Source organism: Paraglaciecola sp. QJM3NY_14, assembly GCF_056173245.1.
The window spans coordinates 2,885,797-2,898,993 of sequence record NZ_CM149664.1; the positions used below are offsets into that span (position 1 = coordinate 2,885,797).

At 44.1% G+C, this 13,197-nt stretch carries 14 protein-coding genes and 1 riboswitch; of the genes, 11 read left to right on the forward strand and 3 right to left on the reverse strand.

What is annotated here, in order from left to right:
• The first annotated feature begins 66 nt into the window (after nucleotides 1–66).
• From AC0VYA_RS12080 to AC0VYA_RS12130, 11 genes are all read left to right on the forward strand, one after another.
• Nucleotides 67–1,248: a PepSY-associated TM helix domain-containing protein gene (locus AC0VYA_RS12080; protein ID WP_475488412.1), complete on the forward strand. Its 1,182-nt coding sequence runs from the start codon at nucleotides 67–69 to the stop codon at nucleotides 1,246–1,248.
• 261 nt (nucleotides 1,249–1,509) lie between these two features.
• Entirely contained in the window at nucleotides 1,510–1,974 is a 465-nt protein-coding gene (locus tag AC0VYA_RS12085) for a pyridoxamine 5'-phosphate oxidase family protein (RefSeq protein ID WP_475488413.1), read from the forward strand.
• A gap of 332 nt (nucleotides 1,975–2,306) precedes the next feature.
• Nucleotides 2,307–3,638 carry an efflux RND transporter periplasmic adaptor subunit gene (locus AC0VYA_RS12090; RefSeq protein WP_475488414.1) on the forward strand — a complete coding sequence of 444 codons (1,332 nt, stop codon included), beginning with the start codon at nucleotides 2,307–2,309 and terminating at the stop codon, nucleotides 3,636–3,638.
• Nucleotides 3,639–3,832: 194 nt separating this feature from the next.
• Nucleotides 3,833–4,576: an ABC transporter ATP-binding protein gene (locus AC0VYA_RS12095; protein WP_475488415.1), complete on the forward strand. Its 744-nt coding sequence runs from the start codon at nucleotides 3,833–3,835 to the stop codon at nucleotides 4,574–4,576.
• Nucleotides 4,577–4,585: 9 nt separating this feature from the next.
• A complete protein-coding gene (locus AC0VYA_RS12100; protein ID WP_475488416.1) occupies nucleotides 4,586–5,902 on the forward strand; it encodes an ABC transporter permease in 1,317 nt (438 codons plus the stop codon).
• A 7-nt stretch (nucleotides 5,903–5,909) separates the two neighbouring features.
• On the forward strand, nucleotides 5,910–7,163 hold the full coding sequence (locus AC0VYA_RS12105) for an ABC transporter permease (protein ID WP_475488417.1): 1,254 nt from the start codon (nucleotides 5,910–5,912) through the stop codon (nucleotides 7,161–7,163).
• Between the two features lie 193 nt (nucleotides 7,164–7,356).
• Nucleotides 7,357–7,779 carry a hypothetical protein gene (locus AC0VYA_RS12110; protein ID WP_475488418.1) on the forward strand — a complete coding sequence of 141 codons (423 nt, stop codon included), beginning with the start codon at nucleotides 7,357–7,359 and terminating at the stop codon, nucleotides 7,777–7,779.
• 37 nt (nucleotides 7,780–7,816) lie between these two features.
• A riboswitch (yybP-ykoY riboswitch) is annotated at nucleotides 7,817–8,004 on the forward strand.
• Nucleotides 8,005–8,009: 5 nt separating this feature from the next.
• Nucleotides 8,010–8,561 (forward strand): TMEM165/GDT1 family protein, encoded by a 552-nt coding sequence (locus AC0VYA_RS12115; RefSeq protein ID WP_475488419.1) that lies wholly within the window; start codon nucleotides 8,010–8,012, stop codon nucleotides 8,559–8,561.
• Nucleotides 8,562–8,779: 218 nt separating this feature from the next.
• Nucleotides 8,780–9,151 (forward strand): glutathione S-transferase N-terminal domain-containing protein, encoded by a 372-nt coding sequence (locus tag AC0VYA_RS12120; protein WP_006990910.1) that lies wholly within the window; start codon nucleotides 8,780–8,782, stop codon nucleotides 9,149–9,151.
• A gap of 264 nt (nucleotides 9,152–9,415) precedes the next feature.
• Nucleotides 9,416–9,814: a hypothetical protein gene (locus AC0VYA_RS12125; protein WP_475488420.1), complete on the forward strand. Its 399-nt coding sequence runs from the start codon at nucleotides 9,416–9,418 to the stop codon at nucleotides 9,812–9,814.
• 152 nt (nucleotides 9,815–9,966) lie between these two features.
• Nucleotides 9,967–10,410, forward strand: a complete 444-nt coding sequence (locus tag AC0VYA_RS12130; RefSeq protein WP_475488421.1) for a hypothetical protein — start codon at nucleotides 9,967–9,969, stop codon at nucleotides 10,408–10,410.
• Between the two features lie 195 nt (nucleotides 10,411–10,605).
• Here AC0VYA_RS12130 and AC0VYA_RS12135 read toward each other — a convergent pair whose 3' ends face one another.
• From AC0VYA_RS12135 to AC0VYA_RS12145, 3 genes are all read right to left on the reverse strand, one after another.
• Entirely contained in the window at nucleotides 10,606–11,343 is a 738-nt protein-coding gene (locus AC0VYA_RS12135; protein WP_475488422.1) for an SIMPL domain-containing protein, read from the reverse strand.
• A 6-nt stretch (nucleotides 11,344–11,349) separates the two neighbouring features.
• A complete protein-coding gene (locus tag AC0VYA_RS12140) occupies nucleotides 11,350–11,547 on the reverse strand; it encodes a hypothetical protein (RefSeq protein WP_006990913.1) in 198 nt (65 codons plus the stop codon).
• A gap of 264 nt (nucleotides 11,548–11,811) precedes the next feature.
• Nucleotides 11,812–13,044, reverse strand: coding sequence for an alginate export family protein (locus AC0VYA_RS12145; protein ID WP_011575205.1), 1,233 nt, complete (start codon nucleotides 13,042–13,044; stop codon nucleotides 11,812–11,814).
• Between the last annotated feature and the right edge of the window lie 153 nt (nucleotides 13,045–13,197).

Sequence of the window (13,197 nt, forward strand, 5' to 3'; positions counted from 1 at the left end):
GCATCACGTAACCTGATGCAATGGGCAACACATGTGCAGCTAGCATTCATACTTTGAAGGACTAATTTGAAAACCTGGTTAAGACGAGTACACCTTATACTGGCGTTAGTCAGCGCTATTTTTATCGTTAACTTAAGCGTGACAGGTGCATTTTTAGTCTTTGCTAAAGATATTCAGGCGTGGCTAAACCCTCAGTATTGGTCTGTACAGCCCATTCAAATCGCCGATGTACTGCCCATCCCATTACCTGTTAGCCAACTAGCCGAACAGGTCTATCAAACGACTCAATCACCGATCGTTTTTATTGAACAAGACAAATCTCCTTTTAGGGCGTGGCAAGTTCGCCTCGCTGATAAAAGTTATGTGAGCATTAACCAATACAACGCCAATGTCCTGTTACATTACCAATATGATGAAACGTTTTATGGCTTTACCATGGCCTGGCACCGATGGTTACTATACACCGCAGATGATGCTCGGCCATTTGCCTTATTACCCCCTATTGCGACATTAATTTTGTGTTCCGAACTGCTACTTGGCTTTTACTTGTGGGTTCGCCCCAAGAACCGCTTAAAACGCCTTAACGTGAAATGGAAAGCGAAAAACAAAATCCGCTTCATGCAATTACACAATGTGTTGGGGGTTTATAGTTTGCTCCCTCTGTTTTTAATTGGATTCAGTGGCCTCGCTTTTTACTTTAAAAATGAAACTCAGGCAATCGTAGAAACATTGACATTTTCGTCAGTTCAAACCCCGCGACCAATGAAAGTACTGAGCGATAATCGAACCTTTTCTCAGCGAAACTTGTGGAATAAGTCAAGCAATGAGCAATATCAACTTGATGCAGCGGTTAAATCTGCTCAGGCTGAACTGCCGGGTGGCTGGCTGTATCGTGTGTATTTACCACAAACGCGAAATGCCCCACTGAAACTTCGAATACGTATGCCAAATGAAAGTCATGCATATAGCTACAGTTGGTCAAATGTCTCGACGGGGCAAGCTATCGAGAGCTTTGATGCAAGTGATACCTCTTTAGCAACTCGGGTATGGAACTTTAAATACGCCTTTCACATTGGCGACTTTATTGCCCTACCGATCAAATTTATGTGGTTAATATTGAGCCTGCTACCGCTATTTTTTGTGGGCTCAGGCATTTATTTGTATTTTACTCGACGCAGAGCAAAGAAAGGCAAATTAACGACTCAAAGGAATAAACGCACCAGGGCTATCAATGGTGCGACTCGGTAACAATTATACCAAGCATGAATAATTTTCTTCCCTCTCTTAAATTTGTTTCCCACTGATCTGTATATGGTATTGGCTTTAAAGAGCAACGCATCCTTTGCACACCGCTTGTGAATTGAGGTTCAGCAGCAGACGTCTGATTTTATCTCGTCTGGTACAGTCCATGCTTTATTAGTTTCAACGTTAAGTATCTTTACTCAAAGTGGGGCACAGATGTTCTTCATGAGCATTATAAGGTGTCGCCACTGCTAATAGGAGAACACAATGTCTAACGATATTCGCGAAAAAATGTGGAAAGCCATGGCTGATAGCCCCATCGTCATGCTTGGCCTTACGGATTCAGATGCTCATCAAGAGCCCATGCACGCCCAATTAGATAAAGACGCCGATAGTGCTTTTTGGTTCTATACCACCAAAACCAATCGTAGTGCTGCAGGTGGCAGTGCCATGGCACAGTTCGTCAGTAAAGATCACAAGGTATTTGCCTGTATATCAGGTACTTTGGTAGAAGAAACCGATCCTAAGATCATCGATAAGTATTGGTCTAAGCAGGTTGCTGCATGGTACAAAGACGGTAAAGACGACCCCAGCCTTAAAATGCTGCGTTTTGAGTTAAATGAAGCTGAGGTGTGGCACGCTGATCCTGACTTCAAAGCGATGGTCAACTTAACGTTTGGTGGCAAAGTGCAACCAGAAAAAATGGGCGATCACGAAAAAGTATCGTTGTAGAGAGAGCCTCGTTTAGGAGATGCGCCAGTATAAAATAAGTCGCATCTACGGCGTTTATCTAACACGCGTATGCATTTACAAGCCAGCATGAAAGTGCTGGCTTTTTTATATGCCCTATTATCACTTTTGCAAGCTTCTCACACTATTTTTAAATAGTGTCGAATCATACAGCTGCTTTTGGTCGCTACACTTTCTTAGCAATAGTTAGAAAGGAAAGTAACGAATAAAGGCTGCCGTTCACTGCTTAATTCAAATTAAATTTCGCCAAATTTAAACCTTTCTCCCCTTCCCTTCGACTTACCCAATGATTAAGGCAAAAAACAGGGATAAGCATGAACACGCCAAACACTGGGCGCGCAAAAAATGATGGTATTTCAGATACCAGCGCTCAAGACACAATAATTCAAAAAAAGAAGTCATCTAATGCACGGTGGATAGCGGTGTTGAGCGTTATCTGCGTACTCATTCTATATTGGGCGGTTGCCCCAGCAGTAAACAGTTGGCAATCATCCGACACCAGTATTTCCGCCAAACGCATTCACCTAGGCAAAGTTGTTAGGGGTGATTTAGTGCGTGATTTATCCGTTCAGGGGCGGGTTGTGGCAGCAGTTAGCCCGCGTTTGTATAGCCCAGCACAAGGCTCGATAAACCTATTGGTAGATGCAGGGGATTCTGTCACCAAGGGGCAAGTTGTCGCCAGTGTCGATAGTCCAGAATTAACTAATGAGTTACAACAAGAGGAATCAAGCCTACAAAAGCTCAAAATGGAGCTTGACCGCCAGCGAATTCAAGCTAAAAAGCAAGCACTGGAAAATCAAAAAGCGGTGGACTTAGCCAATGTTGCCCTTGTCGCGGCTGGCCGTGAAAAGCGCCGAGCAGATAAAGCCTTTGGCACCCAATCTATTAGCCAAATAGATTTCGAAAAGGCCCAAGATGAACTCGAAAATGCCAAGCTTGTGTTTCAACACGCCAAGCAAGATGCCGCTTTGAGCAAAGAGAGTTTGGCGTTTGAAGTACAATCAAAACAGCTATTAGTAAAGCGCCAAGCGTTGTTAGTCAGCGACTTGGCTAGGAAAGTCGACACACTTGACGTGCGCTCACCTGTTAGCGGCATTGTAGGCAATTTAGCGGCCCAGCAAAAAAATCAGGTAGCAAAGAATCAAGCGATTTTAAGTGTGGTTGACTTATCTGAGTTCGAACTCGAAGTGGATATTCCAGAAAGTTACGCCGATGACCTAGCGATAAACATGTCAGCGATTGTCAATATCAACGGTGATGAGCACCTTGCCACATTAGTCACTATTTCCCCAGAAATCGAAAATAACCAAGTTACCGGAAGGGTCCGCTTTGCCAATAAAGACGCTCAAGGCAATGATTTAATTCAACCCCAGGGCTTACGCCAAAATCAACGCTTAACCACGCGTATTCTGATGGACAAACGTCCTAATGTATTGATGCTATCTCGCGGTCAATTTTTAGAAAGTGGCTCAGGACGTATTGCCTATGTCGTGGAAGGTAACTTAGCCAAACGTACCAATATTGTCACTGGCGTACGCAGTTTATCCAATGTCGAAGTATTGTCGGGTCTGACCGCTGATCAACAGGTAATCATATCAAGCACTGAACAATTCAATGATGCGCAAACCGTGCTCATTACTCAGTGAAGCAGGACACAAAAATAACGCTGCTAAGCGCGACCAAATAGAGAACATCCAGATAAACAAAGCGCCAATAAAAATTTAAACACCTTAAACACACGAATTTATAAAAAAGATAACACGAAAGCTCATTTAAAAAGACATAAACAAACACCCACTAATACGCGGTAAAAACGTTTACACATACAGGGAACAACATCATGCTGACCATGACTGACATCAAGAAAATTTATCGTACTGACTCAATTGAAACCCACGCGCTACGTGATTTCAACTTACAAGTAAATGAAGGCGACTTCGTTGCTGTGACCGGCCCTTCAGGCTCGGGTAAAACCACCTTTTTAAATATCGCAGGGCTGCTTGAGACGTTCGAAGAGGGCCGCTTTGAACTAGATGGCGTTGATATCAGTCACCAAAACGATGCCGCTCGAAGTCGCCTGCGCAATCAAAAGATTGGTTTTATTTTTCAAAGTTTTAACCTCATCCCTGACCTGAACTTATTTGATAACGTTGATGTGCCCCTGCGCTACCGTGGGTTTAATCGCCAAGAGCGAAAAAAACGTATCGAAAATAGCCTTGAGATGGTCGGCTTAGCCAAGCGCATGAAACACCTTCCAGCTCAACTATCAGGTGGACAACAACAACGCGTTGCAATCGCGCGAGCGCTGGCCGGCGAGCCACGATTTTTACTCGCTGATGAACCCACAGGGAATCTTGATAGCAACATGGCCCAGAGCGTTATGTCATTACTCAAAGACATCAATGCCAATGGAACCACCATCATTATGGTCACCCATGATGCGGGTTTGGCAACGCAAGCAACGCGCAACATACATGTGCGTGACGGCAAGGTCAGTGAAATGAATGAGTCCGTTGTCACCAAAGTCGACATGCCAAATCTGGCGACCACGGATACCGGCCCTGCTGTTGCTTTGGTTAAATAAGGACGTCCCATGTTTAACTATTACCTAAAACTTGCCTTTAACAGTTTCAAACGTAATCCGATACTCACAGGGTTAATGATTGCGGCTATCGCCCTTGGCATCGGTGCAAGCATGACCACAGTCACAGTCAATTACTTGATGTCTGGGGATCCTATCCCTGAAAAAAGCAGCCAGTTATTTCATGTACAAGTCGACAGCTGGGACCCCAATACTGGCTTTAACGATGAGCCAAACACCCCGCCTAATCAACTGACCTGGACAGAAGCCACTAACCTTATGACGGCGAAGAAAGCTTTTCGGCAAACCGCCATGGCCAAATCAGGGGCCATCATTCAGCCAGATAATCCGGACATAAATCCGTTCGAGGCCTCGATCCGCTTAGCCTTTAATGACTTTTTCCCTATGTTTAACGTGCCCTTTAAATATGGAAACAGCTGGGACCAACAAGCCGACGAAGACCGCCAACTGGTTGTCGTGTTGAGTAAAGAGACGAATGACAAGGTGTTTAGCGGAGAAAACTCCGTGGGTAAAAGCATCATCATCTTTGGCAAATCGTTTCGCGTTATCGGCGTACTCGATGCTTGGCAACCCTTGCCAAAATTTTATGACGTTAACAACGGCGCATTTGACGATCCCGAAGATCTATTTATGCCCTTCTATCTAAAGCAAGAACTTGAGCTGCCAAATTGGGGCAATACCAACTGCTGGAAATCCCCTGAAGGGGAAGGCTTTCAGGCATTTTTACAATCAGAATGCATTAACTTTCAAATGTGGGTAGAGCTCGAAACCGAGCAAGATAAACAAGCGTATCTGACATTTCTGAACAATTACGTGAATGACCAAAAGAAGCTTGGCCGCTTCCCTCGCCCCCTAAACAATCAATTACTCAATGTGATGCAGTGGATGGACGACCAGGAAGTCGTGGCTGATGACGCTCAAATTATGATGTGGCTGTCTTTCATGTTTTTAATTGTGTGCTTGCTCAATACCATAGGCTTGCAACTGGCTAAGTTCAGCGCGAAATCTGCTGAAATTGGCCTGCGCCGAGCGGTGGGCGCGACCAAACAAGATTTATTTTTACAGTATACAGTTGAGACCGGCGCGGTTGGTTTAGCGGGTGGAGCAATGGGCTTATTACTTGCCCTGCTCGGCTTGGTGGGCATTCGCCACCTTTACGGCGATGAGCTTAATGATTTAGCCACATTAGACAGCACCATGATTGTTACTGCACTACTGTTGTCGTTATTTGCCAGTGTTTGTGCTGGCCTTTACCCAACGTGGCGCGCATGCAACATAGCCCCTGCTAGTCAGCTTAAAAGTCAATAAGGATTGAATGATGAATACACTAAAAGAGCGGTCTTTTTTCGCTGAAAACTGGGAAGTGGGCCCGATATTAAGAGCATTGCTGCGAAACAAAGTCGGCGCCATACTGATTGCTTTGCAAATCGCCTTTACCATGACCATAGTCGTTAACGCTATCTATATTATTCATGAGCGCAGCGAACAAATGAAGCGCCCTAGTGGTATCGATGAAGCCAACAGTTTTTATCTTTCAAGCGTTGGCTTTACCCATGACTTCAACACGTTAGTGACGATCAAAGAAGACTTAAACTTAATTAGATCTCTTGAAGGCGTGGTGGATGCCATTCAAATCAACGCCATTCCAATGAGCAACAGTGGTTGGTCAATGGGATTACAAACCCAGCCTGGAGCCGAGTTTGATGGCACGGGCAGCGCTGTCTATATGGTCGACGAACACGCTTTAAACACCTTGGATGTGGCGTTGGTGGCTGGTGAAAACTTCAGCCCAACCGACATTCAAACGCGTGTTGCGAGTCAAAACCACTGGCCAGATAAAGTGATCATCACACTTGCTATGGCGAATCGTTTATTCCCGGATGATGGCTTAGGGGCACTGGGTAAGACAGTGTACATTAACGATATCGAACCCATGATAATCACCGGCATTATCGACAAATTGCAAGCGCCTTGGGTGGGCTGGGACAACGTCGATAATGTGATACTGACCCCAGAAATTCGCGATGCTGAAACGAGCCGTTATTTCATTCGAACCAAACCCGGCCAACGTGATCGCATTATGACCGAAGTAGAAAGCCTACTAGCGAAAAGTAACACGGGTCGTATTGTGCGAGATATGCGTAGCATTGACGAAACGCGAGTTCGCGCCTATCGCGACAACAGTGCGATGATCCGAATTTTGGTAACGGTTATGGTGGTCTTGGTCATTGTCACTGGCCTTGGCATTGTGGGGCTAGCAAGCTTTAGCGTGAATCAACGTAAAAAACAGATAGGCACACGTCGAGCCTTAGGCGCCAGTCAGCAAGCGATTGTTCGCTACTTTATGTTAGAAAACTTGCTAATAAGTACTGTGGGTGTGGTCTTGGGCGCAATGTTAACCATAGGGCTGAATATCGTGCTGGTAGACGTTTTCAGCCTAAACCCAATGACTTGGTATTACATCCCTCTAGGCATGCTAGCGCTTTGGGTTGTGGGGCAATTAGCCGTATATGGCCCAGCTAAAAAGGCAGCAAACATTCCCCCGGCGCTAGCCACGAGAAACGCATAGCCTATGAATAGCACTTCAACCTCGTCATGTTAAAGATGACGATGTCGCATTGATAAATTGATCACATTTGTCAGCCAAGATGGATTATTGTCTTGGCGTTAACACCCACCTTACGCAATAATATAGTACCTCGATGACAGCTTTTAGCTGCCTCTTAGTCATCAGTCGCAACCCTGTTGCATATAGGTAACGAATGCGTCAATCCGCTACTCACTACATCGCCCTTGATGGCAATATTCTTGTTACCGAAATTACCGGAACCATAGATAAGGTCATGTATCGCAAAATGTTTAAGGAAGTCAGAGAGCAAATAACACCTCTTTGCGGGGCTCCTTGGGGTAACATTATTTTGGCCGAAAAATGGGAACTAAGCGCTTTAGAAATAGATGACACTTTGATAGAGATTGAAAGTTGGGCCAGAACGCATAATCGATCTCATTTAGCTTTTGTTGTTGGTGAAGAGCTCGCCCAAATTAAACGTTTTACTCTCGAAAAATATCTTGGCAATAATCTGAAAAAAGACACGGTGGCTATCTTTTCGAGCACATCATTAGCATTAGCTTGGCTATCCCAGAGTGGATTTTTATTGACCTCAAGAAACAGTGATATTGGTTAGGTAATGCTTGAAGAATTGAAATTATTTCGCTAATCTCCCCTGCGTCTTAGGGGAGTAGCCCGCTCGTTCATTCGAGTGAGACTGTCAACATACTTGAGCCCTCATGGCTTATGGCAGTTTCGTATTAACATTCACATTTGTTGATATCGGCAAGACCTAAGGCAAATAGCGCCCCATTGCGGGAGGCGACTATTTGCCTTTGGTTTAGTATCCCGCTTGAGTATCTTCAAATGGACGCCTTATTTACCTCAACGCTGACCGTTACCCTTGCCGAAATGGGCGACAAAACTCAGCTTTTATCTTTACTTCTCGTGACTCGCTTGCAAAAGCCGTGGCAAATCATCGCCGGCATTTTAATCGCTACTTTGCTTAACCATGGCATTTCCGCATGGTTTGGGAGCTGGATAAGCCAGTTCCTGAACAGTGATATGGGTCAAACCATCATCAACGCCAGCTTTATCATAGTGGGGTTGTGGTTGCTTATTCCCGATAAAGACGATGCGCCAAATACAAGCTTGGATAAATATGGCGCGTTTGTGGTGTCGTTGGTGCTGTTTTTCATCGCTGAAATCGGTGATAAAACCCAAATCGCTACGGTACTGTTAGCCGCGCAGTACCAGTCCTTTGTATGGGTAACCATGGGAACAACACTCGGCATGTTATTGGCAAATGTACCAGTGGTATTTGCAGGTAACTACATCATGCAGCGCATTCCATTCTCCCTGACCCGTGTGCTTGCAGCGGTAGTATTTATTGCGATAGGTGTGTACGGATTTTTTTGAGATGCTCGTGTTGTTTTATTAAAACTAATTTCATTCACTAATGAGCCCCTTGGCAAAAAATTAATGGACCCCATTTGATTGAATCAGCTACTGCTCTTAAAGCATTGCAAGAAGGGGTGAAATGTTTTGTTATCATTATTGGCTCTCTTTTAGCGGCATTAATGCTTATAATGCGCCTATTGGTTCAATCGGTTAAATGAAAGAGTTAAGTACAAGAAATGAAGTTTATTATTAAGTTTATCCGCGAAGCCTTGGGTCGATTGATCATTTTAATTGATTTAATCACCCGCCCTCGCAAACAGAAACGCAGTCCTGAAGCACAAGCTAAAGTAGAAGCCGAGTTAAGCAATTATGCGTTGTATCAGTTTTACGCCTGCCCGTTTTGCATCAAAACGCGCCGAGCGTTACACAAACTGAATTTACCTATGCAAAAGCGTAACGCTAAAGAAGGCTCAGAGCACAGAGCAGCCTTACTACAAGGCGGCGGTGCCGTAAAAGTGCCTTGCCTGCGTATTCAAAAAGACGGCCAAGACACCTGGATGTACGAGTCATCTGAAATCATTAATTATTTACAGCAAAAATTTGCCTAAACAATTAAAGGCTAAAAGAAGAAGCTGCTTAGTCAACTAGGCGCTCTTTCGCAGTAATACGATAAAATGCTTTAAAGTGCGGTGCTTGGCTGAATTAGCTAAGCACCTTTTTTGCAGCCCTAGAATATCGCCAATGTTTTACAGCCCATCCTTAATTCCTTTTATGTCAGTTCCTCACATCTACTCTTGTTTACAAATACAACAGCCATCAGTAAAGTAATGGTAAGTTTTACTCCCTTCACTTCTAATTAATGGGATAAACAAATGCTGAATGTCATGACGGCTCATGATACTGGCCCAAGCCCGTCACTTGATGCGATAACTGGTCAACACGTTCACGTCATTTTGCTACACAACCATAAAACTATGACCCACATGGGTGCTAGCATACAAGGAGGTTTAATGAACAATATCAATACGGCGCAAATTGCTATTTTTTTGCTCGTTCTATTCGCACTAATACTTCAATATTGGTTAATGAAAACGAAGAAATTTACTCCCGTGACATATTCCTCCAAACGAAGGCTAGGGATCGCAATCGCCGTTTCTACTCCTGTTTTTTTATCGAGCTATTTCTTATCAAGCTTCCCAATATTTATTTATGGCATTGCCTTTGGTATTTTCTGTTATACAAAGAAATCTTGGCAAACATGGAAAAAATAATAGAAACGCCAAACCGCTGGCGTGTTAATCAGTACTCAATGAATCAATCGATTATAAGTCTGTGTAGTCGTTTTTTGAGAATATATGCATATAAATTCAGAGACAGCTATCTTGGAATCAGCCCAAATGCCTAAGGGCCAAAAAGGGTGAAAATGCAAAGGAATAATTTACTTGTTAGCGCTGGGTACTTGAGCTTTTTTGCAGCACTACTTCACGTTAGTTGCATTTATGGAGGCCCAGACTGGTATCGTTTCTTTGGTGCTGGTGAGCACATGGCCCAAATGGCTGCTAATGGAGACTCATACCCAACCATTGTGACACTGGTTATCGCGACAGTCTTATCTGTTTGGGGGCTTTATGCTTTATCTGGTGCAGGGTTAATCTTTAAATTGCCCTTTATCAAGACGTGTTTAGTCGCCATTAGCGTTATTTACTTGGTGCGTGGGGACGCTGGTTTGGTCGTTCCTTTTTTTACCACGAATCCCGTTATTCACCAAAATTCAATGATGTTTTGGATGGTAAGTTCCATTGTATGCTGCATCTACGGTACATTTTATTTATTAGGTACAATGCGGTTATGGCGACAGGATCCATAGCTGACGATAACTGTTTCGCAAGTCAGTTATCAGAACAAATATATTTCACTACAGTAAATTTGAGGTTAACGGCTCTTAGGTCTTTCACAACCCTGTTTTTCAAATCAAGCTAGAAGCAATGCAAAAATCCCTTAGCCAATGAAAACGGCACAAAGACATTAAAAATGTCGTGCCATCCCTGAGATAAAAATGCCATCAATCAGACAGGTAATATTCTACTGTTGACACCACTCGCAGCTTTTTAATGTGGGGGTTGTTTCTATCTCTCGCGGTAATGCTAAATTGCCCTTGTGAGGCACGTTTTATTTTACCAAGCACACTGTTTGAATCTTTAGCGAACTTTTCGGCGACTTCTCTGGCTTTTTTGGTGGCTTCTTCGATCATCGAAGGTTTAACATCATTTAGACGTGTGAAAATATATTCGACGTTGGCTTGATAGTTATTTTGATTAAGTACTATGCCTTTTTTGCCCAGCTCAGTTAGCTTCCCCATGACCTCGCGCACCAAACTGATGTTGCCAGAATAGACAGTCACTGTTTGCACAGCGGTGAACCTAAAGGTGGGCGTGGCATTACCGCCGTATTGCTGGGCCGATTTATCGGTAATGGCCGCCGCGGATACGCTGATGTCAGTCTGAGGGATGTGATGTTGACGTAGAAAGTCTGAAATGAGACCGGTGTTGGTTTCAATCGATGCATAAAGTGCGTCAAGTGAGTTATCCGCTACCGTGTATTGAATTGGCCAAATGACAATGTCTGCGGGGTATTCCTGTTCAGATAAGCCTTTTACTGTGACACTGCGCTCGAATTGGCGGTACTCGATTACCGCACTGCTTATCTGAAAACCCAGTACAACCAACCCGGCACACAAAAACGTGCCTAATATAAAAGCTGCGCCTCTACTCTGGGTACTCACGTCCTGGGTATTCTTCATCGGAACTTAAAAATGGCGTTGTTTATTAAGGTTCTCGAATACGACTATCAGTAACGTCGCAAAGGGTCCCACAAACAAAGATACGATAAACCAAATAAGACCATTACGGCCTTTGCCTTGTGCTAAACCGGCGTTAATCAGTGCGAGGGTAAACCAGCCAACAAAATAAGAGCTTGTATTGGCGATGGATTCAAATTCCGACATATATATCCTTGAAATTAATAAAAATAGCGTGCGAAATGGCGTTCGTACCCTAGCTTATCAAAGCTAATTCAATCGCGCTGCTTTTTTACGACTTTAGGATAATATGATGAAAAAAAAGCAAGTAGGACGCCGCTAAACATTTAACGACGCACGTACTTGCTTCTGGCTTGCTTCTGGCTTGCTTGTGGTTTATTTAGGTATTGAACACTTAGCGTAAAAACGAGGTCCGTTCAAAACCGTCAAATAGTGATACTAGAATCGCGTTTAGAATGCAGCACTTGCCCAAACCCACAACTTATCAGTATCTTGACGGCCACTGTCCCCTGAATAAGCAGCGTATTTGATACCCGTGGCATAGCCGCCTTCAAATTTACGCACATAACTGAAATCAATCTCACTGCCTAAATCATCAACCGTGCTTGAGTCCTTATCGGCACTGAAATCATGATAAATCACAGACCATCCACCACCTGCCAATTTGCCGGATGCAGAAACACTCACATCCACTAGCCCTTCAGCTGGGGTACTCAAGAAGGTGTCAGCCCATCCATTGAATTTGTGCAGAGTAGCAAGTGGCGTCGAAAAGCCATATGCGCCATCGTCAGAGCCCAATGACTCGTAACCAAGTTTTAAGGTCACTGCCGACAGTTTCACCCCTGCTTCTAGCATCAAGTAATCAGCGTCAAAATCAGTGGTGGCGGTTTCGCTACTCTGGGTGGCATATTCAATGCCGTACAACACTGAAGTATCCGCTATTTTTGTGCCGCCATTAAAGCTAAAACCATAGGTATCCAGTGAATTGTCAATGTCGTTATCAACTTCTAACAAGTAGCTGTAACCCACTAATTTGCCTAATGCGGTGTTGTACCCAACATTGAAGAGATGATCTTTGCTGTCTAAATCAGCGTCTTGGCCAAAGATACGATTACGTTGGCTTAAATAAGCGTAGTTTAAGGTTAAATCTTTATTGGCTACGTATTTTACGCTCACCCCGTCGAACGTTTGCCAATCTTGACGCCACCCTACATGCCCCACAAACCTGTGATTGTCCATGGTGATAATTTGACGACCAAACTTTGCCGTGACACCGGCGTTTTGGTATTGCACGTAGCCTTGATCAAGCTCTGTATGCTCTGGATCTGCGATAACCGAATATTGCCCAGGATTATAGCCACTTGGGCCCACCGTGTAGTCGCCCTGCCCCAATACAATGCGTGTGTCTTCAACTTCAATTTTGGCTGAAAAACCCTTGTAGCTATCAGTGGTATAATTAAGCATAGTGCGCAAGGTTAATGCACTGGCATCGTTAGTATCTTGATCAACATCTTCGTAGCGCAATCGCAGGTTAACCGCTGCAGTGCCTTCTTTTAAGGCGCTGGTAATGCTGCTTTGCTCTGCTGCATGTGCCTGTCCCATGGTCGCCCCAGCACATACCAACCCAACCATTAGCGCAAGTGCAGATTTCTTTTTGTTAAGTTTTACGATGTGCGTGCTCATGTATATCCCTTAATATTGTGTGATGTAAAATGTGTTTGTGCCCGTTACGTCGAGCTTATATTTGATTTTTTAGTCGCACAGAGCCTTTCGCCAGCCTAAGCGGCTAGGTTCATTCTGTTCAGCGTTTATGTCTGTTTATCCACTTGTTCTACT

What these genes read in the sequence shown, in the direction of transcription:
- AC0VYA_RS12085 (WP_475488413.1), top strand. Translation starts at nt 1,510, where the DNA reads ATGTCTAACGATATTCGCGAAAAAATGTGGAAAGCCATGGCTGATAGC.
- AC0VYA_RS12090 (WP_475488414.1), top strand. Translation starts at nt 2,307, where the DNA reads ATGAACACGCCAAACACTGGGCGCGCAAAAAATGATGGTATTTCAGAT.
- AC0VYA_RS12095 (WP_475488415.1), top strand. Translation starts at nt 3,833, where the DNA reads ATGCTGACCATGACTGACATCAAGAAAATTTATCGTACTGACTCAATT.
- AC0VYA_RS12100 (WP_475488416.1), top strand. Translation starts at nt 4,586, where the DNA reads ATGTTTAACTATTACCTAAAACTTGCCTTTAACAGTTTCAAACGTAAT.
- AC0VYA_RS12105 (WP_475488417.1), top strand. Translation starts at nt 5,910, where the DNA reads ATGATGAATACACTAAAAGAGCGGTCTTTTTTCGCTGAAAACTGGGAA.
- AC0VYA_RS12110 (WP_475488418.1), top strand. Translation starts at nt 7,357, where the DNA reads ATGCGTCAATCCGCTACTCACTACATCGCCCTTGATGGCAATATTCTT.
- AC0VYA_RS12115 (WP_475488419.1), top strand. Translation starts at nt 8,010, where the DNA reads ATGGACGCCTTATTTACCTCAACGCTGACCGTTACCCTTGCCGAAATG.
- AC0VYA_RS12120 (WP_006990910.1), top strand. Translation starts at nt 8,780, where the DNA reads ATGAAGTTTATTATTAAGTTTATCCGCGAAGCCTTGGGTCGATTGATC.
- AC0VYA_RS12125 (WP_475488420.1), top strand. Translation starts at nt 9,416, where the DNA reads ATGCTGAATGTCATGACGGCTCATGATACTGGCCCAAGCCCGTCACTT.
- AC0VYA_RS12130 (WP_475488421.1), top strand. Translation starts at nt 9,967, where the DNA reads ATGCAAAGGAATAATTTACTTGTTAGCGCTGGGTACTTGAGCTTTTTT.
- AC0VYA_RS12135 (WP_475488422.1), bottom strand. Translation starts at nt 11,343, where the DNA reads ATGAAGAATACCCAGGACGTGAGTACCCAGAGTAGAGGCGCAGCTTTT.
- AC0VYA_RS12140 (WP_006990913.1), bottom strand. Translation starts at nt 11,547, where the DNA reads ATGTCGGAATTTGAATCCATCGCCAATACAAGCTCTTATTTTGTTGGC.
- AC0VYA_RS12145 (WP_011575205.1), bottom strand. Translation starts at nt 13,044, where the DNA reads ATGAGCACGCACATCGTAAAACTTAACAAAAAGAAATCTGCACTTGCG.